The sequence below is a fragment of the Bacteroides sp. AF34-31BH genome (genome assembly GCF_003602795.1).
In the GTDB taxonomy this organism is placed as follows: Bacteria; Bacteroidota; Bacteroidia; order Bacteroidales; family Bacteroidaceae; genus Bacteroides; species Bacteroides uniformis.
This window is the reverse complement of sequence record NZ_QTLV01000003.1, coordinates 240,006-265,481: the sequence shown is the minus strand read 5'-3', so window position 1 is coordinate 265,481 and position 25,476 is coordinate 240,006. Positions and strand designations below refer to the sequence as shown.

Genomic DNA, 25,476 nt, shown 5'->3' with positions numbered 1-25,476 from the left:
AAAATATAAATTTATGAAACTGATAAAATACATATTTACATTGCTGGTGGGTGCAACAGCCCTCTCACTGACATCCTGCAACGACTTCCTGGACCGCGATCCGCTGGGGCAGTTCACGGAAGATGACTCTCCCAACGCCCTTGTAGGCGGGAAGATATTCAACGTCTACTACTTGATGCGCTCGTACGACATCACTGCCGGTATTCCAGCTTTTATGGTGCACATGGTGCGCAGCGAAGACTCCGAGAAAGGCAGTGACGCCGGCGACGGCAGCAACGAGGCCGCCATGTGGGACGACTTCGAATACACTGCCTCCAACGGGCCGCTCAGCGCCTATTGGGGACAGAACTACAAAATCATCTACCAGTGCAACGAAATCCTGGACGACATTGAGAAGAGCGGACACAAGGACGACACCGAAGCCATCCGCAACCGCGGCGAAGCGCTCTTCTTCCGTGCCTGGTGCTACTTCAACCTGGTACGCGCCTTTGGCGAAGTGCCGCTGGTCACCATCAAGGTAGTGGAAGCCTCCGATGCCAACGTGCCCAAGACCACGGCGGAAAAGATATACGAACAGATTGACAAAGACCTGACCGAAGCCGAAGAATGCCTGCCCCTGCGGTGGGACAGCGACTACACGGGACGGCTGACCTGGGGCGCCGCACGCTCCCTGCACGCACGCACCTATATGATGCGAAACGATTGGGACAATATGTACACAGCCTCCACCGAAGTGATAAAATCGGGCATCTACAACCTGAATACACCGGTCGACAAAGTCTTCACCGTAGAAGGGGAGAATTGCGGTGAGAGCATCTTCGAACTGCAATGCGAAGCCACCGATGCCATGAAAGAGGACGCCAGCATCGGCAGCCAGTTCTGCCAGGTGCAAGGGGTGCGCGGAGCCGGCGAGTGGGACCTGGGATGGGGCTGGCACATGGCCACCAAACTGATGGGAGAAGCTTTTGAACCGGGCGACCCGCGCCGGAACGCCACATTGCTCTACTTCCGCCGCAGCACGGACGAGCCCATCACACCGGAGAATACCAACCAGCCTTATGGCGAGTCACCCGTATCCACCGCCATGGGTGCCTACTTCAACAAGAAGGCCTACACGGACCCGACACTGCGCCGCAAGTACACCCGCATGGGTTTCTGGGTAAACATCCGCCTCATCCGCTACCCGGACGTGTTACTGATGGCTGCCGAAGCCGCCAACGAGAAAGGGCTAACGGGCGAAGCCGCCGGGTATCTGGAACAAGTACGCGCCCATGCCCGCGGCACACTGGCAGACGTGCTTCCGAAGGTAGAATCTGCCAGCCAGTCTGTGCTGCGTGACGCCATTCGCCACGAACGCCGCGTAGAGCTGGCACTGGAACCCGACCGCTTCTACGACCTCGTACGCTGGGGCATTGCCAAAGAAGTGCTGCAAGCTGCCGGAAAGAATTACCAAGACAAGAATGCACTGCTGCCTCTGCCCCAGACAGAGATAGACAAATCGAACGGAGTACTGGTACAGAACCCCGACTATTGATACCCGGCCAAAGGAAACAGCCGACCCAATCAATGGCAAAAGATCTGTTTTATAACTTGCTCTCAATCAAAGCATTGCTACTGCAAAGAGCTGCAAACTTTTTGCAGTGGCACTGCAAAAGTGTTGCAGTAGCACTGCACAACAGTTGCAGTGTCGCTGCAAAGCAGTTGCAGTAGCGCTGCAAATCGTTTGCAGTATCACTGCAGAGAAATTGCAGCACCGTTGCAAAGAAGTCATAGCGCCACTGCAATAGAGTGACGGCAATCTAAAAACAATGAAGGGAACATACTTACAAACAATTAATTCAATATGAATATGAAGAAAATTTTCAAGAGAACAAGTCTGCTGCTCGCGACCGCTTTAATAGGCGTCACCGTGCAGGCGCAGAAGTCTCCGCAGGACATGGACCGCTTCATCGACGCACTGATGCGCCGGATGACTGTGGAAGAGAAAATCGGCCAGCTCAACCTGCCCGTGACCGGAGAAATCACCACCGGTCAGGCAAAGAGCAGCGACGTGGCCAAGAAGATTGAGCAGGGGCTCGTGGGAGGGCTTTTCAATCTGAAAGGAGTGGCCAAGATACGCGACGTACAGAAACTGGCCGTAGAGAACTCCCGCCTGGGCATCCCCCTGCTGTTCGGCATGGATGTGATACATGGCTATGAGACCATCTTCCCCATCCCCCTCGGCCTCTCCTGCACGTGGAATATGGCAGCCATCAAGCAGTCTGCCCGCATAGCCGCTACAGAAGCCAGTGCCGACGGCATCTCATGGACCTTCAGCCCGATGGTGGACATCAGCCGTGACCCGCGCTGGGGACGTGTATCCGAAGGTTCGGGCGAAGACCCGTTCCTCGGAGGCGCCATCGCCCGCGCCATGGTGTTGGGGTATCAGGGAAAAGACCCGGACGACCAACTGAAACGGAACGACGAAATCATGGCATGCGTCAAGCACTTCGCACTGTACGGTGCCGGAGAAGCCGGACGCGACTACAACACCGTAGACATGAGCCGCAACCGCATGTTCAACGAATACATGTACCCCTATGAAGCAGCCGTCCATGCCGGAGTGGGCAGTGTAATGGCCTCTTTCAACGAAGTGGACGGTGTGCCCGCCACAGCCAACCGCTGGCTGATGACAGACGTGCTGCGCAAACAATGGGGGTTCAGCGGTTTTGTGGTGACCGACTTTACCGGTATCTCCGAAATGGTGGAGCACGGCATCGGTGACTTGCAGACCGTTTCCGCCCGTGCGCTCAACGCCGGTGTGGACATGGATATGGTGAGCGAAGGTTTCGTGGGCACGTTGAAAAAGTCGCTCACCGAAGGCAAAATAACCATGAAGACGCTGGATGCAGCCTGCCGCCGCATCCTTGAAGCGAAATACAAGTTAGGGCTGTTCGATGACCCTTACAAATACTGCGACCTCAGCCGTCCCGCACGCGACATCTTCACGCGCGAGCACCGCGACGCCGCACGCCGGATTGCCGCCGAAAGCTTTGTGCTGCTGAAAAACGAACCTTTTGAGGGACAAGGCAAGAAGTCTTCTCGTCCCGTCCTTCCTTTGGAGAAGCAAGGCACCGTCGCCGTCATCGGCCCCCTGGGCAATACCCGCAGCAACATGCCCGGTACCTGGAGTGTTGCCGCACGCCTGGACGACTATCCCTCTCTGTACGAAGGATTGAAAGAAATGACAGCCGGCCGGGTGAACATCACCTACGCCAAAGGCAGCAACCTCATCGGTGATGTAGCCTACGAGGAACGCGCCACCCTATTCGGCCGATCGCTGGGCCGGGACAACCGTACGGATAAGGAACTGCTGGACGAAGCTTTGAAGGTGGCCTCCGGTGCCGACGTGATTGTAGCCGCCCTGGGCGAGTCTTCCGAAATGAGCGGTGAAAGCTCCAGCCGTACCGACCTCGATATCCCCGACGTGCAACGCACCCTGCTGGAAGCCTTGCTGAAGACCGGAAAGCCCGTTGTACTAACCCTCTTCACCGGCCGGCCGCTGACGCTCACCTGGGAGCAGGAACATGTGCCCGCTATCTTGAACGTATGGTTCGGTGGCAGTGAAGCGGCATACGCCATCGGCGACGTACTGTTCGGTGACGTGAACCCAAGCGGTAAGCTGACCATGACTTTCCCGAAGAACGTAGGGCAGATACCTTTATTCTACAACCACAAGAATACCGGTCGCCCGCTGGCTGCCGGCAATTGGTTCGAGAAGTTCCGCAGCAACTATCTGGATGTGGACAATGAACCGCTGTATCCCTTCGGCTACGGGCTCTCATACACCACTTTCCAGTACAGCGACATCGCCCTCAGTACCCCGGTCATGGGACAAAATGGCTCCACCACTGCCGTAGTCACCGTGACCAATACCGGTAAGCGTGACGGCGCAGAAGTCGTGCAGCTCTATATCCGCGACCTCGTAGGCAGCATTACCCGCCCCGTACGCGAGCTGAAAGGCTTTGAAAAGGTGTTCCTGAAAGCGGGCGAAAGTAAGACCGTATCCTTCAAGATTACCCCTGAGCTGCTCCGCTTCTACGACTACGACCTCAACCACGTGGCCGAGCCGGGAGATTTCGATGTGATGATAGGTGGCAGCAGCCAGGCAGAAAAGACAGCCCGACTGACACTGAAATAAAATAAAATATTTAATATTGCACTCTAAAAACAAGAAAACATGAGATATACTACTTTACTCCTTTGTTTTTGCAGCATTCTGCTCCTTGGCAGCTGCAAGAGCCAGCCCTCCGCACAGAACGGACAGCCGCTGGAAGTGATGACGTTCAATGTCCGCCTGGATATTCCTTCGGACAGTGTAAACAACTGGAATTACCGCAAGGGTGACGCCTGCCGTATGATAGCCTACTACAGCCCCGACTTGCTGGGCATGCAGGAAGTGCTTCACAACCAAATGGAAGACCTAAAACGCGGGCTGCCGCAATACACAGCACTCGGTGTGGGGCGCGACGACGGCAAGGAAGCAGGCGAATACTGCCCGATATTCTTCCGGACCGACCGATTTACACTGGTGGAATACGGCAATTTCTCCCTCAGCGAGCAACCCGAAACTATCGGCATCAAGGGCTGGGACGCTTCCTACAACCGTGTCACCACCTGGGCGATACTGCAGGAAAAGAACAACGGACAAAAGTTTGTATATTTCAACACCCATCTGGACAACGACGGAAAGACAGCCCGCAAAGAGGGCGTGCAACTCATTCTCGACAAAATCAAGGAGATAGCACCGGACATGCCCGCCATCATCACTGGTGACTTTAACTGTACGCCCGGTGAAGAACCTCTGCAAACGCTGGAAAAGGGAGGAATGGAAAATGCCGCAAAGACAGCTGCCGTCACCTACGGTCCGTCCTGGTCTTTCCATGACTTCGGCCGTCTGCCGGTGGAGGAACGCGTACTGCTGGACTATGTCTTCGTGACTAAAAGCGCAAAGATAGACCGCTACCGCGTTATCCAAGACAAACCGGAGAACAGCTACCTTTCCGACCACTGTCCTATACTTGTTGAATTGACCGTGCAATGAATATAGATAAGTAAATGATAAAAAAACAAGTAAGCATTGGTACAATGAAAATACAATACTGTTTATTATTGTTCCTGCTGTTGCTCGGTTTCACGCAATGCAAAAGCCCCGCCGCCAAAGAAGACCGGCTGAGCGACGATGCCCTGATGGACACCGTACAGCGCCGTACCTTCAACTACTTCTGGGAAGGTGCCGAGCCCAACAGCGGACTGGCACGCGAACGCATCCACATGGACGGTGTCTATCCGGAGAACGACCAGAACGTAATCACGTCCGGTGGAAGCGGCTTCGGCATCATGGCTATACTTGCCGGTATAGACCGCGGCTATGTCACCCGCCAGGAAGGGCTGGAACGAATGGAGAAAATCGTCTCCTTCCTCGAAACCGCTGACCGTTTCCACGGTGCCTACCCACACTGGTGGTATGGCGATACGGGCAAGGTGAAACCCTTCGGGCAGAAAGACAATGGCGGCGACCTGGTAGAAACAGCCTTCATCATGCAGGCGCTGCTCTCCGTCCACCAGTACTACATCGACGGTTCGCCCGCCGAGCAAGCCCTCGCCGCCCGCATCGACAAGCTGTGGCGCGAAGTGGACTGGAACTTCTACCGCCAGAACGGCCAGAACGTGCTCTATTGGCACTGGAGTCCGGAATACGGTTGGGAAATGAACTTTCCCGTACACGGTTACAACGAATGCCTCATCATGTATATCCTTGCTGCCGCCTCGCCTACCCACGGCGTGCCTGCAGCAGTCTATCACGAGGGCTGGGCGCAGAACGGGGCCATTGTAGACCCTCATAAAGTGGAGAATATCGAGTTGCATCTGCGCTATCAAGGCACAGAAGCCGGACCGCTCTTCTGGGCACAATACTCGTTCCTCGGCCTCGACCCCATCGGGCTGAAGGATGAATACTGCGCCAACTACTTCGACGAGATGCGTAACCTGACGCTTGTGAACCGTGCCTACTGTGTCCGCAACCCCAAGCACTACAAAGGTTTCGGGCCCGACTGCTGGGGACTGACAGCCAGCTACTCCGTCAACGGATATGCCGCCCACGCTCCCAACGAACGCGACGACCAGGGAGTCATCTCTCCAACTGCCGCCTTGTCATCCATCGTCTATACCCCGGAACAGTCGCTGCAGGTGATGCGGCATCTCTACGAGATGGGCGATAAAGTCTTCGGACCCTATGGCTTCTATGATGCCTTCAGCCAGACGGACAACTGGTATCCCCGACGCTACCTCGCCATCGACCAGGGCCCGATAGCCGTGATGATTGAGAATTACCGGTCGGGGCTGCTGTGGAAGCTCTTCATGAGTCATCCGGATGTGCAGAAAGGACTGGAGAAACTGGGATTCTCAACGATTCCCAAATGACATCTTATGCTAAAAACGGGTGTATTGGAACAGACTATACACCATTTTTCAGACGCAGATGATGCAGATTTATTTTTCAGACAGAAGAACAAAAAGACAAAAGAGAGGAAATAAATATGTTCTTTTGTTCTTCTGTCTGAAAAATATTGCCCATTTCCACTCTCCCGAAACCCGCACTTCTCTATTCAGCAGAGAGTGCAAGCTTCAAAAAGGGATTTTTGGGCAATTCAATACCCTAAAGTTCATCTATTTGCGTCTTGATCCTCTCCACCCGGACAATCAAACTATCAAGTCTCTGTCTGTTCCTCCGGATAATTCGGGGACGAAAAACAAACCAGTTCAAACCAACCCACAGAAGGAAAACCGAATAGGCAACGACCCTGAACTGTAGTGAACTCTCCTGAATATGCTCGTACATATAAAGTCCTATTCCTACAGACAACGAGATGAAATAAAAGTTCATCAGCTTGGTTTGCATAAAGTTCTCCTTACGCCTCACGGCAAGTAACTCATTCAGATACTCCCGGTTGGATTGCTCCTCATCCACAATCCTATACAAGGGAATCATCTTATGAGTGAACACAGCAACAGTGCCCATAGCCACGATTGTCAAAAGAATCCCTATCTTCGTAACCAACAATTGCGGCTTAAAGTATATCCAGACAAACGCAACAAAGCAGATGGTCATCCATAAAACCGCATTAAGCACTATCAGTTCAAGAACCTTCTTTCTCTTGAAGTGATTTACCTCCTTGAATAATCCGGAACAGTCGGCAAATGGGACAGCCTGTTTCCGCCACAATTCTTTTATATCTATGTCACTCTTCATACGCTCTTATTTTCTTTGTCAACAATGCTTTGATTCGATGAATCCTCACCCGGACATTACCTTCAGACAGACCAGTGATTCGGGCAATCTCTGCCTGCCTGACATCTTCCAATTCGAGTGAAATGAGGATGCGGTCCATCTCCGGAAGTTCGGCAATGAGTTTGTACAACAGACGAAGCCGCAGACCGATACCCGTCCTTTCTTCTTCGGGCAGGTCGGTCGAGAGAGTAACCGGAACCATGCGGCTCTGCCGTTCCAACTGACGAAGACAGCGATTGGTGGCAATACGAAAAATCCAAGTACCGACTGCTGCCTCATTTCTGAATGACGACAGTTTCTGCCAAACGGCAACAAATGTCTCCTGAGCCATATCCTGGGCCAGACCATAATCATTCACATATCCCATACACAGACGGAACACCTTACTCCAATATTCCCTATATATAGCCTCAAACTCCACTCGTCACTCTTTTATAAAACCGGTTAGCTCATTCATAAACCACTCCTTATCATCAAACATCATGAAATGCAGTCCCTGCTCGGCATACCTTAACCGCACTCCGTGCAGATTCCTATACTGTTCATTTACAATAGATGCTATATTCTTGAAATGCGGTTCCAGCAAGACCAGGACCGGAACGGCAATACTTCTGATTCGCTCCCTCAAATCCGTGTTCGCAAAGTCACAATACATCGCGGCATACGTCTTTCTGTCAGAGGCTGCACCCCATTCCACGATTTCGTCAAACTTCAAAGAGTCCGTTGTCAAACTAGCCACACTCATTCGCTGCATCCGGACAAACTGCTCGTGGTTCATGGCAGTTATCCGGGTAATCATATCAGAACAGTCTTTATCCGCTACGGGGTTAAAGTCTGGGTGGGTCAAAGCCATCAAACAAGGCAAAGCATCCACTATGACAATCTTTCCAACGAGTGTGGGAAAGTCTGCTGCAACAGCAAGTGCCAGTCCGCCTCCCATACTGTGCCCTACGAGTATGGGGCTGTCAATCCTTTCTTCCTTAATGAATGTCGCAATCTCGTTTTTCCAGCCCTCGAAGGATGGATTTTTTTCCGGCGGTACACCGGCAAAACCAGCCATAGTCAACACGTAGCAGGTATAATGTGTTCCCAATTCCGCCACTGCCTCCTTCCAGACGTCTCCCGAACTCGCAAAGCCGGGAATAAAAATGACAGACTTCTTTCCTATACCCGATTTTATCACCGAAAAAGAGTAATCTTCTGCAAAAGAACAGACAGAAAACCAAAACAATACTAAAGTCAGAAATAACTTTTCCATCACTGTACACTTTTTAATTCACTCTTTAGATACAAAGAACTTGAAAATGTTACAATGCCGGTTACTATATTTTCCGTTCATTCCTTATCAACAAAAATACAATATTCCCCTGAGAACCAATACATATTATTTATTAATAAAAGAATTATCACTATCTTTGGGCAAATTCAAACCAATCATCATCATGAAACGTATCTTATTGGCCATCTGCATGATGGCAATGTCCGCACTATCTTACGGACAAAGTAACCGCGTCTCGTTCACTTTCGCCTGGCTCAGTGACGTACACCTCAATTCCTTCGCTTATGCCGAAGACGACCTGCGGCAATCCATTGAAGACATCAATGCCAATCCTGCCGTGGACTTCACGATTCTCAGTGGAGATGTCACCGAATTCGGTGATACAAAAGAGTTCCTGCTGCTGCAGGAAATACTGGAAGGCTTCAGGAAACCTTATCTGCTGCTGCCGGGAAACCACGACGTGAACTGGAGCGAAAACGGCTGCACCATGTTCAACAAGATTTTCCAAGCATCCCACTTCTGCTACGATTGGCAAGGAGTACGCTTCATCGGTTGTGGTGCCGGACCAAGCCTGCGCATGGGGCCTCCCCACATTCCACGTGAGGAAATACTCTGGTTGGACTCCATTGTACGGGCCACCCCTAAAGAACTGCCGGTCATTTTCGTCAACCATTTCCCACTGAACCGGGATTTAAGTAACTGGTACGAAGTGACGGATATTCTCAAAACACGCAATGTACTGGTGACTCTTGCCGGACACCTGCACACCAACCGCGCTTATGACGCCGAAGGCATTCCGGCAGTCATCGGGCGCTCCTCCCTGCGGAGGGAAGACCCGATAGGTGGCTATAATCTCGTCACAGTCAACGAAGATTCCATCACCTTCTGCGAACGCATCATCCAAACGGAAACCCGTCCCGCATGGAATGTTGTCCGCCTGAATGCAACAGCTATTGCTTCATCGAACATTCCGGGTGAAAAGAAAGATACCGTCTACTACCGCCCTGATTTCAGCATCAACAGCACCTATCCTGCCGTTCGTGAGGTGTGGAAGCAGAAAGACGTAACCGACGTTGCCTCACAAGGAAGCATTGACGGAGAACTGTATATCTATACCAATACGGCAGGAATGGTTCATGCCCTGAATGCCCGCAACGGAGAAACGGTATGGACTTATGCCACAGGAAATAAGATTTTCTCGGCTCCCTTCATCACTTCCCAACTGGTGGTTGTCACTTCCTGCGACGGGTTTATTCATGCACTGGACAAAAAACAAGGTTCCGCCCGTTGGAAATTCAACACGGATTACCCCATTGTAGCCTGCCCTACAGTAGCAAACGGCAATGTCTATACAGGCAGCAGCAACGGAAAATTCTACTCCATCCGCCTGGCAGACGGCACGCTCAATTGGGTTACCGACGGACTGAACGGCTACATCGAGTCCCGCCCGGCTGTAGACCACGAACGCATCTATATCGGAACCTGGGGAGCCATGTTCTATGCCATCGACCGGAAAACCGGGAAAAAAGTATGGGAATTCGACACCGGACGCGGAAGATACTTCTCTCCGGGAGCCTGCTGGCCCACAGTGCTGCCCTACCGGAAGAATGGAAAAGCATCAGAACAGGTCATAGTAGTCAGTTCCGACTACTTTGTACGCGCCTTCAACCCGGAAGACGGAAAAATCCTCTGGGCATCGGATGAAGCGAAAGGACGCGAATCGCTCGGTTTCTCTCCGGATGGAAAGACCATGTACATAAAAGGAATCAAGAACAACATTACGGCAGCAGATGTCTCAAAAGGAAACTACACTCCACTTTGGAATACATTGATGCCGTATGAAGGTAATTTCATCCCCACCCGCATGGAAACCACGGAAGAGTATGTGTTCATCCCTACCGAATTCGGAGTGGTCCATGCCGTGCGGACAGACGGAAGCGGGATAGCCTGGAGCCATAAAGTATCCCATTCGGCGGTCACCTCACTGAAGAAGGCAGGTGACCACCGTCTCATCGTCATGACAATGGACGGAACAGTCACCTGCCTGATATATCCGTAAATGAATTCGTAGCAGTCTATTCACCGCCGCCACCGGAACCGCTACCGCCACTCTTCACATCGTCATTGCTGATGGTGCGTGCAGCCTTCTTCACGCTTGCCTTCAGCTCGCCGATGCGGTAGCTGACGCTTATGCCGAAACGTTGGCGGCTATACTTATAGCTGCTTTCGCGTATAAAGCCGGCACCTTCGGTAGTAGAGCTCTGGTCCATATACTTCTTGAAGAAGTTGCTGGCAAAAGCGGACAAAGTGAGACGCTTGTTCAGGAATGACTTGTTGACACTCAAGCCATAATCGAAGAAGCTGCTACCCTTACCTTGCAGCATAATCCACGGCGTCTGTCCGAAGACATTCAGACTGATGCGCCAATCGTGGGGCAGCGTCTGCTGTGCACCACCGTAGGCAAAGAGGCTCCAGCCGTCGTTACGCATGCCCTCACTGCCCTCCATGTAAGAATAATCACCGCTCATGTTCATGTAGATACGTGTACGGGGAGTAGCGTTCCAGTTGACGTAAGCACTCACACTGGCACGGCGGGTCTTACCGATGTTGGCGTAGGTAGAATAGAGCACATCCTTTCCCGTGGGGTTCTTCAATCCCTCAATCTCCGTATCGGGCATGAGCTTCGTTACATTCTCAATACTGTTGTTGGTGAATGAATAGCGTGCTGAAAGGTTAATATTGAACTTCTGCGTGAAATTACTATAACTCAAATTGAATGCATGGCTCTTCTCACTGTCCAGTTCCGAATTACCCTGACTGATGTAGGAGGGGTCGGTATCATTCAGATACGGATTCAGGTACCAGATTCCCGGACGATAGATACGCATGTTGTAGCCCAAGCGCAGATTGGACATATCCGTCAGCTTGTAGCCGATGGAGGCGGAAGGCACTACGTCGTCAAAGTTCTTTGTGAAGTCCTCGCCACGCCCCACCAGATACTTCACATCCTGGATGGTATGCTCGTAGCGCACTCCCAAACGGCCGGACAGCCTTTTCACTTTCAGCCCATATCCCAGATAGGCGGCAATAATATCATTCAGATGCTTGTAGTGCGAGCTCTGCTCCTTGTTGTATTCATACTTTCCGGTATCGTCTGCATCAAAACGGTCGTCCTCCGAAGAGTTGTTGCGCAGGATGTACTTGGCACCAGCCTCCAGCGTATGCAGCTTGCCGATAGGCGTGGTATAGTCGGCCTGGAAAGTATGCTCGGTGGTGTTCTGCTCGCCGTCGTTATGCAAATTTCTCAGACGTTTCAGATAATCAGCCCAATCGGGATTATAGCCTTTGTCTATTTCATATTCCGTGTAGGAATCCGACGTTTGCGGACGGGTGTTTATCTTGTAGGAGAATGTCAGCATGCGGTCCTTCACCTTGAACAGACGCTGGTAGTCGACACCTCCATCGATGGAATACCAGGAAGACTTGCTGCGGTTGAAAGCCGAATAGCTATAAATGGGAGCGGCGTTTATGTTCTCCGGAAAGGTGGCGATGTAGTCCGTAGAGCCGTTGCTCTTGTTTCCGCCACCCCAAAGTCCGAAAGACATAGTGACCAAGCGCAGTGTATCTATTTCGTAGCTGGCCTCCATGCTGCCCGACTGGAAGGAACCGTGGCCCTTGTTACTGCCGTCATAGTCCAGATTGGAAGAATTCTCCGTAACAGCTTCCGACGTCACATGCTGGCTGCCGCTGCTGTAGTTGCGGGGCTGGTCATTATAATTGTAGTTGTAGCGGGCGCTGACAGTCAGCTTGCCGCTCTTTATCGTACCGAATGCTCCACCGCCTGCACCGCGGTTGCTGACGTTGGCACTGAACGTAGCCGTATAGCCTTCGAGTCCGCTACCCACGGTGACAATGTTCAGAATACCGCCCACACCTTCAGCATCATACTTGGGGCCGGGATTGGTAATCACCTCGATATGCTTAATGCTGTTGGCAGGCATACTCTTCAGTACCTCGGTCGGGTTATTGCTCATCATGTTGTTGGGCTTTCCGTTGACGTACACCTTGAAGCTGCTGCTCCCGTTCACCTGAATATTGTCCTCGCCGTCCACCGTCACCAACGGTACCTTGCGGAGCATCTCCAGCACAGAGTTCGACTGGGCATCAGGGTCATCCTGCACATTATATTCTATCTTGTCGATGTCCGCCTTTACCAAAGGCTTTTGAGCTACAATTTCCACTTGTCCCAGCTCATTGGAAGCATCCACGATGTAGAGTGTGCCGAAGTCCACCAGGTTCTCTCCAGCCTTCACAGAGAAATCCTTCACGATAGGGGTACGCCCCACGGAAGTGATGGTCATTACGAAGTTGCCCGTACCGGGAACTTTTTCCTGAAACTGGCCTTTCATATCCGTTACCAGCATTTTCAGCGCCTTTGCAGGGGCCTCTTTCTTCACGATTTTAATGGTAGCATAAGGTTCACCCTCCTGGGTGAGCGAGTCGAGCAAAATTCCTTTAACCTGGAAAGAAGTGTTTGCCGTGTTTTGCGCTGCAAGCAGTCCCGAAATCATCAGCATCCATAGCAGCACAGTCCATTTTGTTCTCATTGCGTTTCTTATATTTAGTGACTATTCATGTTTATTGTCTTGGTATTAGACGTTTCCCGTTCGAGTTTTGTCACAATGAATTCGGCAAAAATAGCCCCTTTTTCATGCATTTACGAGACTTTCGGAGTTAAAAAAGCAAAAAGAAAGCAATTTAGAGAAAATAGAAGAAAAGTAACAGACAGATATTTGCGGCAATAACAGAGCCGAATCCCCCCAATATCCACGGCCGCAAAGGGCTTTTTCCACCGGCAAAGAATAACGCGTAGCACATGTTTACCGCTATATTGCTGACAATAGCCTGCATGCTGCAAGCCGTAATTACCAGCACCGCCACGCTGCCCGTCCCTTGAAGCAGGTTCAGGATGAAAGGAGTGATGTCACTGAAGCCCGAAATGAAAGAGAGCAGGTTCAGCCCACCCGTACCGGCATACACCAGCGTATAGTGTGTCAAGATAGTGAACACGACAAACAGCATGGCAAAAATCAGCGCCACTTTAAACTCCAACGGATTACTGCTGTCCTCGTCCTCCGTGGTCTGCGTGCCGTCGTCCACCCGTTTCCGCTTGGAATGCAGATACCATGCCACGGCTGCCGTCACCACCGACATTATCAGCAGGTAGGGATAAATGGCCAGTAGCGTCTCCCGGCTGAAAATACCTATCAATATCAAGAAACGGAGGAACATCATACTGACCGCCAACAACATGGCCGCCACATATTCGGGAGCATCCTGCACAGAAGCCTTACGGCTCTTTCGCGCCAGTACGGAAATGGTAGCCGTGCTGCTGTACAAGCCTCCCACGATGCCCGAAACCAGAATGCCCGACTCATGGAAAACGTAACGCTTCAACAGATAAGAAAGGTAGGAAATGCCCGATACAACCACCGTGGCCAGCCAAATACTGTATGGCGTCAGGTTGATGCCGGGAATAAGATTCTCATTGGGCAGCATCGGCAGGATAATGCCGCTGATGGCAAGGAACTTGGCAAGCGTAATCATCTCGTCGTTCTTCATGCGCTGGGCCAGTTCCGTGAAGGTGTGTTTCAGCTCGGTGAAGAGCAGGACGGTCACTATGACCATGACGTAGAACCACGACGGCTGCGTGGCCACAATGGGAGCAATGCAGTAGGTGATGAGTGCAATAATGATGGTGGTTACTCCGAACACATGGTACTGTGACTGCTTCACATAATAGTTCAGTCCGAGCAGCAGTCCCAGAATGGCTCCTCCTCCCATGAACAGACGATAGCCCGTAGGGTCGAGGATATAGAGCAGATAGCCCAGAATGCCTATAAAAGTGAAGGTGCGGTCGGTACCGAAAAGCGTAGTTTCCCCTTCGCGCTTCAAGCTGATTTTACGCTGTGAAAGCCCGATGAGTAAAGAGAATACAGTGACCAAAAGGAAGGTGACCAGTTCTCTTGGCAGGTAGTCGTAAAGTTTCTCCATGACGATTAAACAAGTACGGCATACAATTGGTTTGCTACCATGTGGTGAAAGGGTGTTTCATCAGTTGCGAGTTATAGTAGCGGACATCTCCCGTCACCTCCCGTCCGATGAATGCAGGTTTCACGAAAGGCTCGTCTTCCGAGGAGAGTTCCACCTCGGCCACAGTCAGTCCCTCATTCTCGCCATAGAATTCATCCACCTCAAAGACGTGCTGTCCGCTGCGCACCAGGTAACGGGTCTTGTCGATGATACCCGGTTCGCACAGCTTCAGCAATTCCCGCGCTTCGCACAGCGGAATTTCCTTTTCCCACTCGTAGCGGCTGGTTCCCGATTCATTGGATGCACCCTTGATGGTGAGAAATCCCCGTCCATCGCGGATGCGCACCCGTACTGTCCGTCCACGTACACTGCTGATGTATCCTTGTACGATACGGCTGTGTGCATACGCTTGTGGCTTGTATTCTCCCGTCACGAGGAATTTCCGTTCTATCTCCTGCGGCATGTCGTTTCCAGTGATTTTATCAGCCCCAGTAAGAGTAAGCCACAAACATGGCGATGACCAATACAATGGCTATTACTCCCATCGTCATCATCACTTTCTTGGCTTGTTGCTCTTCCTTCTGGCTGTGCATTGCTTTCTTTTTACTTTTTCCCATGGTGTGTTTTATAGTTTAAAGTTCAACGATGAACAAAGTAAGAAGAAATTCGGGAAGAATGCAAATGAAAGGGAGAAAATTTATTCGCCACTTCCTGCAAACTCCATCAGGTAAGCTTTGATAAAGCCGTCTATCTTTCCATCCATCACACCATTCACATCACTGGTCTGGAAGTTGGTACGGTGGTCCTTCACGCGGCGGTCGTCGAAGACGTAGCTACGAATCTGGCTACCCCATTCGATTTTCTTCTTACCGGCTTCCACCTTTGCCTGCTCGGCCATGCGGTGTTGGAGTTCCTTGTCGTAAAGCATGGAACGGAGAAGGCGGAGAGCGTTCTCGCGGTTCTTGGGCTGGTCTCGTGTCTCGGTATTTTCAATCAGGATTTCTTCCTCTTCGCCCGTATATGGATCCTTATACTGATAGCGCAGACGGACACCGGACTCTACCTTATTGACGTTCTGTCCACCGGCGCCACCACTTCGGAAGGTATCCCATGACATGCGGGCAGGTTCGATGTTCACCTCGATGGTATCATCTACCAAGGGAGTGACAAACACGGATGCAAAAGAAGTCATACGCTTGCCCTGGGCATTGTAGGGCGAAACACGCACCAAGCGGTGTACACCGTTCTCACCTTTCAGGTAGCCGTAGGCATAATCGCCGGAAATCTCGATGGTACAAGTCTTGATACCTGCCTCGTCTCCTTCCTGCAGGTTGGCGATGGTGGCCTTATAGCCGTGAGTCTCGGCATAGCGCAGATACATACGCATCAGCATGCTTGCCCAGTCCTGGCTCTCCGTACCACCGGCACCAGAGTTAATTTTCAGCACACAGTCCATCTGATCGGCTTCCTCGCGAAGCATATTCTTGAGTTCGAGGGCCTCGACAGCAGTGATTGCCTTGGCATAGGCATCGTCCACTTCCTCTTCAGTCACCAGTTCGTCTTTGTAAAAGTCGAAAGCCAGTTGTACCTCGTCAGTCAAGGTCTTTACCTCATTGTAGCCGGAAATCCATTGCTGCAAGCCTTTCACTTTCTTCATCTGAGCCTCGGCAGCCTTCTGGTCGTCCCAGAAACCGGGAGCCTGGGTGCGGAGCTGCTCTTCTTCCACCTGTATCTTCTTTCCTTCAATGTCCAGATAGCGGTTCAACGCCTCGGTACGTTCTTTGATATCTTTCAGTTGTTCTGCGGTAATCATATATGCATTTACAATTTAGGAAGTGCAAAGGTATAAAAAAACACATAATTCCGCAATTGTCAATCCAATAAGTAATGCTAACGGCAAATGATTCCACCAGAACACCCTAAAGATTTATTCAAAAGACAAGGTGCCGAAAAAGGCCGGACAGTGGAACATGGGGCGTTCCAGCCCGATAGGACTCCAAGAAAGGAAGTGGGGAGTCTGGAGTTTGTCACCACACTTGTAGAAATTCCCTTTCATTGTTTTTCCGTCCAGAGAACCGACGGAATGCTGGAAGAAAGCGGAAACGGGAATAACCATGGCCAGTTCCCAGCTGCACTCGCCCAAACGTTCCTCGAAAGGTTCGCCGGCCAACGAGCTCCAACGTTTCACCATGCCCAGCACCTCCTGACTCGCCGTAGGACGGCGCTCATTGACTGCACCTCCCTGAATCAGCAGCCTGCCGGCGCAGTTACATTCGAAATTGTAATAGCGGTCGTCACCTTCGGGAGATACGAAGAATTCCACACAAGCATCTTCCCATACCCGGCCATTGTCTCCGGAGGCCACTGCACGCACACTGGCTTCCTTCACTTTGTAGTGGAGCAGGATTTCGCGCCCCGTATGGGCTATGCGGAAACTCACTTCCGGCTTGTAGGGATAATCTTTCCAGTTGACCACATCAAGGGGCTGAAACTCTATCCCGTTCTCGTCCAGCAAGGACGGCACAGCCTCACCTTCCGGTGAAGCCGTACACATTACTTTCTTTACGGACAAGCTCTTTCCACTCTGGGCATTGCAACAAACCATGCCTACCATTGAAAACACCAAGAGCAGAAGGAGTTTGCTCCCGTAATCTCTCACTATCATAAAACGTCCTTTCATTTCTTATTAGTAGAAGCCTTGTCTGCTACTGCTACATCCCAACCGGAAACAACGTCGCCGTAAAGATAGAATGTCACGTCAAAAGTAGTCTTGCTATTCTCATCCACCACTTGGTAGCAGCGTGTCGCGTCATAGGAATCCACCTCCTTGTACTCGCCCAATGCCAGCGGAGCCGGCTCTTCCTTGCCGGCAGCCTTGGCTATGATTTGCTGCATGCGTTCCTGCATCAGCTTCATAATGCCTTCATGCTTGAAGGGGTCGGGATCCGCCACTTCGGGATGGGTAGCCTTTATCACCCCGCCATTGGCGGCACGCACGACTCTGACACTGTCCGTATAAGCCTTGAACTGCCTCTTCACCTCCGGAGAACGCAGTCCATGAATGGTAAATACGGCAATTCCCTGGGCGCCGTTGTTGAGAGCGGCATCCATGCATTCGAACATCATCGGGCCGTCGGTGGCGGTCATGCCGCAGTACAGTGTAGTCATATCGTTCTTGTCGCGTACATTCTCAACCGTACAGTCGGAAATGAAGCTGGCATCGCCCGTATAGAAGGTATGGTAAACCATCGGGAACACGATGTCGAGATTCCATTTGCCCCAGTCCTGGCGCACCATGCGTGAAGCCATCTTCGGGGTGGGGAACGGGGAGGCAGCCATTGTCTTGCCGTAGGAGTGCACCACTTCGGCAATCATATTGGCCACTTCGGTTATCTGGTCGCAACGGAACTGGCGCCACTTCACATCGAGGGAAGGGTCTTCCTGCTCGCGGGGGTCATAACCATGCTGCTCCTTGAACAACCTGAGCATTTCCGGATGGTAACCGTAATCCCACGCAGCGTATTCACGGTCCTGCACAATGCCATAATGGGGCCACAAGGTGGTGGGAAGCACCACATCCACAAAACGATGATAGTCGATGGCAATGCCATTCAAGCCTTCCACTTCGCAGTAGGCCTTGATTTTTTCCTTGATGAACTCGCGGACTTCGGGCAATGCCGGGCAGAGAAACTTGTAATAGCCTACATAGGCGGTAGTGTCTGCCAGGCTCTTGCCGTTACGATTCACGCTGAACCATTCGGGATGCTCCTTCAATATCTTGTCACGGTCGTGTTCCAGATTCATGGTCCATAACCAGGCATACACTTCGATTCCGTGTTTATGGGCAACCGGTATGGCAGCCCGGTAATCGTCGGGAGTCGGCGCATTCAGCATAATTCCATCCATGCCGATGTCGTTCATCACTTGGCAGATGGAGTCGAAGTTCATGCCGGGACGATAGTCCAGCCACGTCCAGAACATGGGATATTCCTTGGTTGTTTCCTTAGCTCCCTGCTGGCACGAGAACATGCCCAGCGCAAGGAACAGCAGCAAGAATGCAGGTAAAAAGCTCTTTTTCATTCTATCTAAATTTTAAGTTTAACATGCAGTTTTTCCATCACCCACGTAACGCCGATTACCACAAAGGCAAAACAAAGGCAGTTGACCAGCCCCATGAATCCATGTGTGAACCAGTCCGGCAGGACAACACCGGTCACATCAGCAAAGCCATAGAAGACATAAGGCACCAGATAAGTGGTCAGCGTAGCCGTTCCGGCAGGGCGTATCAGGTTGAACCAACCTGTGACCTGATGGCTGACCAGATAGCCGAGCAGTGTGTAGAGCCCCACGGAAATGGCAGTCACATAGAACACCCAGGGAGGAGTACCACCCATCTTGGCCACAATCCAGAAATGGTGTGTCCCAATTCCGACCAGCAGAAGCAGAACGGCAACCGTCAGCCCATTGCGGAGTTTCCAGCCGTCACCCTTGCCGGCATAGCGGGCGCTGAGAATGGAAAGGATGACACCTCCCATTGTAAATGCGGGCAAAGCCCCGTTGCCGATATGCAGGATGGACAACATGCCCTGATAGAAGTTGCGTTCGGGAAAGGCAAGGATAGCCTCACCACCAAAGCCCTCGCGCAAAGGCGTACCCAGCAGGCATATCAGGATAAAGGCACCCCAGGCAGGCAGCAGATACTGCAACCGGTCACGGCTGAAGATATAGATTACGGCACATACCAGATAGGTCCAGCCGATGGAGCCCAATATTCCCCAATAGGCACCGAATACACCTCCCTGCGGATTGCGGAACGTGAAGGCAAGGTAAAGGAGAACCAATACTCCGATTATTTTAAAAGCACGGAAAAGGTTCTTCTGAGTGCCGGAAGCCGGTTTCGGATATTGGTTCCACACACCGATAAAGCCTATGGCCATCAGGAACCAGTATACTCCTATCGGATAGGGAGCTTCCGGTGAAAGCCGGAACTCCGAGTTCGTTATAAACGCCCCCATCACCAGCAAGGCAAAGGTGCGGGAAAGGATATGCCCCAAGGTGGACTCTGCCGAGAAGCCCTTGGCATATCTGCGCTCAATGGCGTAAGGTATGGACATTCCCACTGCAAACAAAAAGCAGGGGAATACAATATCCGCCAGTCCCATAAAATCCTCACCATAGACGGCATGTTCCAGCCAATGGGGTACGTCATGCACTTTCCAGAAGTCATTGACGAAAATCATGATGAACATGGTCAATGCCCTCAGCATGTCGATGGCCAGGTTGCGCCGTGAATAAACAGTCTTGTCACTCATATCATCTTGCTTTAGAATTCAGAAACCAACATCAGCCATCTGGCTGCCGAAGAGCCCCACACCTCTTTATAAGTAGCCGTATTGAACTGTGGCCAATAGGGCGCGTCCTCATTGAAATAGGACTGCATGCCTACGGGTATCTCTCCCACCGTTTCTCCGGGCAATGCCGTGTAGAGCTGCGGATAGTTGCTGCCTTCCCCATAAATCATGGACTGCCCGAAAGGATTCCGGCCTACAACCCAGAAGAGCTGCTGTTCTGCAATGTCTTTCAGTTCCTTGTCCTTCAGTACCCTGGCACAGATAGCGGCAGCTTTACCGGTAGACAAATGTACGGCAATATTTCCCTTAAACGAGAACCAGACGGGGAATATGCGCAAATAATGCTCTTTATCCAGACGGATACCGTTTTCGAGCTGTTCCTCAAAATCCTTATCGGCACCGCTGCGAATCCCTACCTGAACGGCATAGAAGTTGGCGGAATCCTTCACTTCATCTTTGTGATAGATGCCACTGGGCACCATTCCATAAGGATATACATACTTCATGATATTCTTCAGATAACCGCCATAGAGTTTCATGGCACGAATCCACTGCTCATACTCGGCATGGCCGGACTGTGTCTCGCAAAGGGCGGCAAGGGCTTCCATATAGGCATAGTCGCGAGACTGGTGGGTATAGTGTACAATGGACTTCCTGGCCAAATCACGGTAGAAGAAGCCGCAGGTCTTGTCTTTGTCTTTCAGCGGTTCGGTGCGCTGGCACTGCAAGGTGTAGCGGATAGCCTTCACGGCCTCATCGGCATACTGCTGTTCGCCGGTCAGCTTGTAGAGCATGCTGGCTGCCCATGAAATATTGGCGTGATACTGGCTTTCGGATGCCATGGCGGCATGTCCCCCACCCTTCTTTATCAGTTCGGCAAAGCCCAACTCATTAAAGCGTTTCATGGCATAACCGAAGTCTTCCTTTGCAATCTTTTTCAGATTGCTCCTGAGGGCTTCATCCTTCTCAACCATCATGGAGGCATACGCTTCAATTCCTGCAAGCAGGAAATTCTCCAAAGCTCCGTTATGGACAAGCAGTTCGCGGCGACCGGCATCATCGTCGGTGCCCACCTTACCGTCGGTCCATAGGTTGGTGCCCCATGTCTGTGCACGGTAGCCATCGCCCAGACGGGTCTTCATCACATAGTCCATTCCCCACAAAGCCTCTTCCATCAGGCGGTTGTACAAGTCTACATTGCCTTTTTCTTTGGCACGTTCGGCCATCAAGAGCAAGGAATAGGCTATCTCTCCCGTCTGTAAGGTCTGTTGGGACATATCGGCGGCATCGTGCCATCCTCCGTTTATAGGAATGATATGTCCGTTGTAAGTGGCATGCAGGTCATTATGACAAGCCCCGTGCTTTCCGGGAACGGGATAACCGCAACGCTCGCAGAACAGGAAGTTCACCATACGCCAGGCAGAATCATCCCACACATCCTGATGGATATAGAAAGGCAAGGTGGTGACATCCCCTACCTGAATGACGTAACGGCCTTGTGTCTTGAAGTCCGAGAAGTCTATCGTCTCGAACTCTCCCAGGCCGGTCTTTTCCTTACGAACGGGACCGGTATAAACAATGGCCTGCGTAGCGGCATCCTTCAACTGGAACTGTCCGCCGTGCTTTTCCACATTGACAATGGCGCTCTTGGGGCTCTCTATACTATAACCGGTAGTAGAGAAGATGATGCGGTTCTGTGCAGGCATCCAGCCTTTCACGGTTTCCGGGTTCTCCACCTTCTGAAGTTCCACGGCATCTACATCGAAGCGAAGAGAGTCACCCATAGTACGTTCTTTGCCGAACACTTCGATGGCAAATGAAATCTTGGTTACCTTGTCGCGCGCCAGTCCAGACATCTCGACGAAGCATTCGTTCCATTGGTTATTCTTCAGATTGATTTCGTGGTAGCCTTCCCGACCGTAAATGTCGGGTACTTTTATTTCTCCGTCATTCTCCACATAAAGGTTGAGGTAGATGCTGCGTGCTCCTTCGCACGTGGGATAGATATAGAACTTCAGACGGTTGTAACCTTCCCAGTCCGCGCCTCCTATATCATAAGAGGCCATGCAAGTGCCGCGTCCCAACCCCCAGCCGAGAATCTTCTCCGGATGGGCGGGAGCTTCCAGACGCAGACTGTACTTGCCGGACTTACTCCGTTCGTCAGTCAAACCAATCTTACCGATGCCCTTGTGCGACCATTTGGAGAAATCCTCCATATCACACAGCATCACGGTTTCCAACACTTTCTTTTTCAAGCCGAATGTTTCGAAAGCCTTTGTCTCGTCGAGCGGTAACGGACTGTGCACGTAGCCCGTACTGACGATGTCGGCTTTCAACTTTTCATCTACCTGGGCATGAAGCAAAACGGCCGGGGCACAAAGCAGACCGGTCAACAAGCAGAGAGGTTTAATGAGTTTCTTCATGATATATTTTAAGATTAAATCAGACTATTGAGAAAATTAAAATCAACTGTTAACTATATTGAGCAAAAAATATTTTTATAATCAAAGACCAACAAAAAAACACAAATCCTAATGTTAATGTATTGCTTATTAGTTAATAATCTTCAAAGAGATTATTTAAGGCCCAAACATCATCTTCGATTTCCATAAGACATTTTATTATTCAACACGTGTTAATCTAGTAATTTGATCTATATACTCCCTTTTCAAGGAATACTTTTCTCCATAAATAGTCGTAACACGAACAGAGACACCAGAAGTATATGGGCTTCCAAAAACAATATCCGCTGAATCATCATTAACACGGACAATCCACCCACCAGACGTATTCCAATTTTCATAACCAACAATCGGATGACTGCCTCGAACGCTCAACCTATGTACATCAACTCCCCAATGCTTCACTTCTTGAGGATAACCCACAAAATCTGCAGTAAAAGTAGATGGATACAAATATTCAATAGCTTTCTTGTCTCCCTCACTAAACCCAGACCATTGATATTCGGCAGTTCCTCCATTCATCACAGAATAGGAATCAGAATCAGGCGTTCCATAAATGTCATAAGCGTTAGATTCATTCCTTGATTTCCAATTTGTATGTCTTAAACCAAAGCAATGTCCCAACTCATGCACCATATTGTATATCTTCTGAAGTCTTGGAATGGTTTTGTTATAATCATAATCCAAATTTATCCAAATAGAGGGACCTGGTTTTCCGTTCATAGGCCAAGAGCCTGCCGCAATAGCATTGTTCGGTAAAGGAGTGCTGGCATCACTACGGATAAGTATATCCGGATTAGCAGCTGTAGTATAAGTCATTTTAAGGTTACTCAGAGGATTCCACAGATTGATGGCTTCCTGTATTTCATCTCGCCAATCATCTACACCTGATGCAGGTATCGAGCTATCAACACCAACGGTAATCGCTCTTTGTTTGGGGTGACCAATTAAACCGGTAGTATGATAAGCTTGTCTTGTTTGTGGCTGACCATAAGCAACAAGTTTACTTTTTTCTATATATATATCACCTTGAATCAGATATCCTGATTTTAGTTTTACTACATCTAAAGTATCAAATCCAAGTGATTGGATTATGCACATATCATCTCCGATAGAGGCGGGTCGTTGTGGCTTTTGTTTTTCAAAGCTAACTGCTTCTAATCCATTATCACAAGCACTTGTTAATGCTAAAAACATTGAATAGCACAATATGAATAAACTGTTCCGAATATATTTTGCATTCATAAAAATCAAGTATAATATCAAATATTGTATAAGGAGAAGTATGAGAAACATATCTCAGACTTCTCCCTATTTTCATTTATCAAAGATTATTTTTTCCAGAACTCTTTTATCTATGATACGATTAGCCTAGAAGTTCGGTTTATCTATATCCCAAAATACACGAGTACCCGCATTATCAGGACCACCCAATTTGGAAACCGCATCCGCATAGTCGGGATTAGTAGTTTTCTCAGCCAATGTGAAAGGCAGACGACGAGGTCCCAAATCCGTGTCAATCTCTCCTTGACTATAGTTAACGTCGTTCTTGAAAAGCTTAGGATAACCTGTACGACGATAATCGGCCCAACCGTTGATACCTTCGGGGAAGATAGCAATCCAGCGCTGTGTGGCAATCTTGGCAAACTTCTCTTCGTTGCTCAAAGCATCGTTCCACTTGGCTGTCACCTTGCTGACAGCTTTTGTAGAAGCTGTCGGCAACAAATTATCGTTATGGTCAGTTGCAGGAGTTTCACCTTCAAGGTAGTTTCCAATAACTGCTCCCCATTGTTCGAACGAAGTCTGTACCCCTCTTTCATAAAGGCTTTTTGCGGTTCCTTTGCCGTTAACGTTCCAACCACGCAAAGCAGCCTCGGCCTCCAGTAAAAGCGTTTCACTGGCAGTAACCAAAGGAATCGTTTCATCAATTTTTGTAGCAGGCGAACTTACCTTGCCAAAAGCCACGTCTTTAAAACCACCCGGAATATCAACACCTGTTCTAAAACCAACGACTTTACCATCTATTTCATTGGCCATCAGCTTCAAACGAGCATCGTTCATACCGCCCAAGATAGAAGTCATATTCGCATTCAAACTGCAATCGCCCCATGCAACCAAAGTTGTCAACGGATTAGTATAGCCTTTACCAGAGAATTTGAGGTTGCCATCGTTGGTTTCAATCAGACCATTAGAATCGCTCATGGCAGCTTCAGCTTCTGTCTGCGCCCAAACGGCATCAAACTTCACTACACGCATAGCTAAACGAAGACGCAAAGAGTTGCACAGCTTGGCCCACTTGGCAAGGTCTCCACCATAGGCAAGGTCGAAGGCACCAAAACCTACCACTGATTTCGTCAGAGCGTCACGCAATACATCTGCAGCCTCTTTCAATTCCTTAAAGAAAGCCTTATAGACCACATCACCAGCATCGTATTTACCTCCGGTGGCCGACTTGCCATATTCGGAATAGATGATGCAACCGTATTGGTCAGCCGTACGCGACATGGCAAGCACGCGGATAATGGTACTGATGGCATTGAAGTGAGCATAGGTATCCGGGTCTTCCGCACATTTTTTCTGTGCCTTCAGGCATTCCGACATGACCGTATTATAAGCATAATCCCAGCAGTAATCGTTCCAACCGGCATTCATGGAATAAGTCATATTATTGACATTGCCATTAAAGGGATTGATACTTGACATATAGCCGGAAAACATGTCGGCGTGCAAGTTCTGCGTCAACTGGAATTCCCAGTTTCCACCGCTGGTATTGTAATAAACCGACTTCATCATAGGTACAAAATGAGCACCTATATAATTACCGTCCTGTTTCAGTTCTTCGTCTGTAACCCCTTTGGGATCTGTATTCATATCTTCAAAAGCTCCCGTACAAGCAGTAAGGAAAGAGGCTGCTAAAAAAGCAATACCTGTATATTTTATAAATTTCTTCATATTTGCTAA

Annotated in this window: 19 protein-coding genes; 5 read left to right on the top strand and 14 right to left on the bottom strand. The window is 50.3% G+C overall.

Annotated features, from left to right (window positions below; all coding sequences use genetic code 11):
- The first annotated feature begins 13 nt into the window (after positions 1 to 13).
- The 4 genes from DWZ67_RS07235 (at position 14) to DWZ67_RS07215 (ending at position 6,462) form a co-directional block, all read left to right on the top strand.
- The gene (locus DWZ67_RS07235) at positions 14 to 1,534 is read left to right on the top strand and encodes a RagB/SusD family nutrient uptake outer membrane protein (protein ID WP_009037721.1); all 1,521 of its coding nucleotides are present in this window, start codon (positions 14 to 16) and stop codon (positions 1,532 to 1,534) included.
- A 315-nt stretch (positions 1,535 to 1,849) separates the two neighbouring features.
- Positions 1,850 to 4,180, top strand: coding sequence for a beta-glucosidase BglX (bglX, locus tag DWZ67_RS07225; RefSeq protein ID WP_120138550.1), 2,331 nt, complete (start codon positions 1,850 to 1,852; stop codon positions 4,178 to 4,180).
- A 39-nt stretch (positions 4,181 to 4,219) separates the two neighbouring features.
- On the top strand, positions 4,220 to 5,083 hold the full coding sequence (locus DWZ67_RS07220) for an endonuclease/exonuclease/phosphatase family protein (protein ID WP_016272459.1): 864 nt from the start codon (positions 4,220 to 4,222) through the stop codon (positions 5,081 to 5,083).
- A 44-nt stretch (positions 5,084 to 5,127) separates the two neighbouring features.
- Positions 5,128 to 6,462, top strand: a complete 1,335-nt coding sequence (locus DWZ67_RS07215) for a glucoamylase family protein (protein ID WP_117713771.1) — start codon at positions 5,128 to 5,130, stop codon at positions 6,460 to 6,462.
- Positions 6,463 to 6,697: 235 nt separating this feature from the next.
- Here DWZ67_RS07215 and DWZ67_RS07210 read toward each other — a convergent pair whose 3' ends face one another.
- Genes DWZ67_RS07210 through DWZ67_RS07200 form a run of 3 tightly spaced genes read right to left on the bottom strand, consistent with a single transcriptional unit; the run spans position 6,698 to position 8,588 of the window.
- The gene (locus DWZ67_RS07210) at positions 6,698 to 7,291 is read right to left on the bottom strand and encodes a hypothetical protein (protein WP_009037717.1); all 594 of its coding nucleotides are present in this window, start codon (positions 7,289 to 7,291) and stop codon (positions 6,698 to 6,700) included.
- Positions 7,281 to 7,751 carry an RNA polymerase sigma factor gene (locus DWZ67_RS07205; protein WP_009037716.1) on the bottom strand — a complete coding sequence of 157 codons (471 nt, stop codon included), beginning with the start codon at positions 7,749 to 7,751 and terminating at the stop codon, positions 7,281 to 7,283. The genes DWZ67_RS07210 and DWZ67_RS07205 overlap by 11 nt, the downstream gene beginning before the upstream one ends.
- A 3-nt stretch (positions 7,752 to 7,754) precedes the next feature.
- Positions 7,755 to 8,588, bottom strand: a complete 834-nt coding sequence (locus DWZ67_RS07200; RefSeq protein WP_016272457.1) for an alpha/beta fold hydrolase — start codon at positions 8,586 to 8,588, stop codon at positions 7,755 to 7,757.
- 184 nt (positions 8,589 to 8,772) lie between these two features.
- On the opposite strand from DWZ67_RS07200, the gene DWZ67_RS07195 reads away from it, so the two are divergent.
- The gene (locus tag DWZ67_RS07195; protein WP_207888806.1) at positions 8,773 to 10,668 is read left to right on the top strand and encodes a PQQ-binding-like beta-propeller repeat protein; all 1,896 of its coding nucleotides are present in this window, start codon (positions 8,773 to 8,775) and stop codon (positions 10,666 to 10,668) included.
- Between the two features lie 16 nt (positions 10,669 to 10,684).
- Here DWZ67_RS07195 and DWZ67_RS07190 read toward each other — a convergent pair whose 3' ends face one another.
- The 11 genes from DWZ67_RS07190 to DWZ67_RS07145 form a co-directional block, all read right to left on the bottom strand.
- A complete protein-coding gene (locus DWZ67_RS07190; RefSeq protein WP_034529267.1) occupies positions 10,685 to 13,216 on the bottom strand; it encodes a TonB-dependent receptor domain-containing protein in 2,532 nt (843 codons plus the stop codon).
- 151 nt (positions 13,217 to 13,367) lie between these two features.
- Positions 13,368 to 14,663: an MgtC/SapB family protein gene (locus DWZ67_RS07185; RefSeq protein WP_005830344.1), complete on the bottom strand. Its 1,296-nt coding sequence runs from the start codon at positions 14,661 to 14,663 to the stop codon at positions 13,368 to 13,370.
- A gap of 34 nt (positions 14,664 to 14,697) precedes the next feature.
- Positions 14,698 to 15,165: a CYTH domain-containing protein gene (locus tag DWZ67_RS07180; RefSeq protein WP_009037712.1), complete on the bottom strand. Its 468-nt coding sequence runs from the start codon at positions 15,163 to 15,165 to the stop codon at positions 14,698 to 14,700.
- 19 nt (positions 15,166 to 15,184) lie between these two features.
- Positions 15,185 to 15,319 (bottom strand): hypothetical protein, encoded by a 135-nt coding sequence (locus tag DWZ67_RS20575; protein WP_005830349.1) that lies wholly within the window; start codon positions 15,317 to 15,319, stop codon positions 15,185 to 15,187.
- A gap of 80 nt (positions 15,320 to 15,399) precedes the next feature.
- Complete coding sequence (gene prfB / locus DWZ67_RS07175; RefSeq protein ID WP_005830350.1) at positions 15,400 to 16,515, bottom strand: peptide chain release factor 2; 1,116 nt, start codon at positions 16,513 to 16,515, stop codon at positions 15,400 to 15,402.
- A 114-nt stretch (positions 16,516 to 16,629) separates the two neighbouring features.
- Positions 16,630 to 17,382: a carbohydrate-binding family 9-like protein gene (locus DWZ67_RS07170; protein ID WP_009037711.1), complete on the bottom strand. Its 753-nt coding sequence runs from the start codon at positions 17,380 to 17,382 to the stop codon at positions 16,630 to 16,632.
- Complete coding sequence (locus tag DWZ67_RS07165; protein WP_034529265.1) at positions 17,379 to 18,782, bottom strand: family 10 glycosylhydrolase; 1,404 nt, start codon at positions 18,780 to 18,782, stop codon at positions 17,379 to 17,381. Before DWZ67_RS07165 ends, DWZ67_RS07170 begins: the two co-directional genes overlap by 4 nt.
- A 5-nt stretch (positions 18,783 to 18,787) precedes the next feature.
- Entirely contained in the window at positions 18,788 to 20,014 is a 1,227-nt protein-coding gene (locus tag DWZ67_RS07160; RefSeq protein ID WP_009037709.1) for a DUF5009 domain-containing protein, read from the bottom strand.
- Positions 20,015 to 20,025: 11 nt separating this feature from the next.
- A complete protein-coding gene (locus tag DWZ67_RS07155; RefSeq protein ID WP_009037708.1) occupies positions 20,026 to 22,476 on the bottom strand; it encodes a glycoside hydrolase family 9 protein in 2,451 nt (816 codons plus the stop codon).
- A gap of 198 nt (positions 22,477 to 22,674) precedes the next feature.
- Positions 22,675 to 23,760 carry a M57 family metalloprotease gene (locus tag DWZ67_RS07150; protein WP_227741064.1) on the bottom strand — a complete coding sequence of 362 codons (1,086 nt, stop codon included), beginning with the start codon at positions 23,758 to 23,760 and terminating at the stop codon, positions 22,675 to 22,677.
- A 126-nt stretch (positions 23,761 to 23,886) separates the two neighbouring features.
- Positions 23,887 to 25,467: a SusD/RagB family nutrient-binding outer membrane lipoprotein gene (locus DWZ67_RS07145; RefSeq protein WP_009037705.1), complete on the bottom strand. Its 1,581-nt coding sequence runs from the start codon at positions 25,465 to 25,467 to the stop codon at positions 23,887 to 23,889.
- Positions 25,468 to 25,476 lie beyond the last annotated feature (9 nt).

Bases quoted from the DNA above. Each gene is read 5' to 3' on its own strand.
- DWZ67_RS07235 (WP_009037721.1), top strand. From the start codon at position 14: ATGAAACTGATAAAATACATATTTACATTGCTGGTGGGTGCAACAGCC.
- bglX (WP_120138550.1), top strand. From the start codon at position 1,850: ATGAAGAAAATTTTCAAGAGAACAAGTCTGCTGCTCGCGACCGCTTTA.
- DWZ67_RS07220 (WP_016272459.1), top strand. From the start codon at position 4,220: ATGAGATATACTACTTTACTCCTTTGTTTTTGCAGCATTCTGCTCCTT.
- DWZ67_RS07215 (WP_117713771.1), top strand. From the start codon at position 5,128: ATGAAAATACAATACTGTTTATTATTGTTCCTGCTGTTGCTCGGTTTC.
- DWZ67_RS07210 (WP_009037717.1), bottom strand. From the start codon at position 7,291: ATGAAGAGTGACATAGATATAAAAGAATTGTGGCGGAAACAGGCTGTC.
- DWZ67_RS07200 (WP_016272457.1), bottom strand. From the start codon at position 8,588: ATGGAAAAGTTATTTCTGACTTTAGTATTGTTTTGGTTTTCTGTCTGT.
- DWZ67_RS07195 (WP_207888806.1), top strand. From the start codon at position 8,773: ATGAAACGTATCTTATTGGCCATCTGCATGATGGCAATGTCCGCACTA.
- DWZ67_RS07190 (WP_034529267.1), bottom strand. From the start codon at position 13,216: ATGAGAACAAAATGGACTGTGCTGCTATGGATGCTGATGATTTCGGGA.
- DWZ67_RS07185 (WP_005830344.1), bottom strand. From the start codon at position 14,663: ATGGAGAAACTTTACGACTACCTGCCAAGAGAACTGGTCACCTTCCTT.
- DWZ67_RS07180 (WP_009037712.1), bottom strand. From the start codon at position 15,165: ATGCCGCAGGAGATAGAACGGAAATTCCTCGTGACGGGAGAATACAAG.
- DWZ67_RS20575 (WP_005830349.1), bottom strand. From the start codon at position 15,319: ATGGGAAAAAGTAAAAAGAAAGCAATGCACAGCCAGAAGGAAGAGCAA.
- prfB (WP_005830350.1), bottom strand. From the start codon at position 16,515: ATGATTACCGCAGAACAACTGAAAGATATCAAAGAACGTACCGAGGCG.
- DWZ67_RS07170 (WP_009037711.1), bottom strand. From the start codon at position 17,382: ATGAAAGGACGTTTTATGATAGTGAGAGATTACGGGAGCAAACTCCTT.
- DWZ67_RS07165 (WP_034529265.1), bottom strand. From the start codon at position 18,782: ATGAAAAAGAGCTTTTTACCTGCATTCTTGCTGCTGTTCCTTGCGCTG.
- DWZ67_RS07160 (WP_009037709.1), bottom strand. From the start codon at position 20,014: ATGAGTGACAAGACTGTTTATTCACGGCGCAACCTGGCCATCGACATG.
- DWZ67_RS07155 (WP_009037708.1), bottom strand. From the start codon at position 22,476: ATGAAGAAACTCATTAAACCTCTCTGCTTGTTGACCGGTCTGCTTTGT.
- DWZ67_RS07150 (WP_227741064.1), bottom strand. From the start codon at position 23,760: ATGAATGCAAAATATATTCGGAACAGTTTATTCATATTGTGCTATTCA.
- DWZ67_RS07145 (WP_009037705.1), bottom strand. From the start codon at position 25,467: ATGAAGAAATTTATAAAATATACAGGTATTGCTTTTTTAGCAGCCTCT.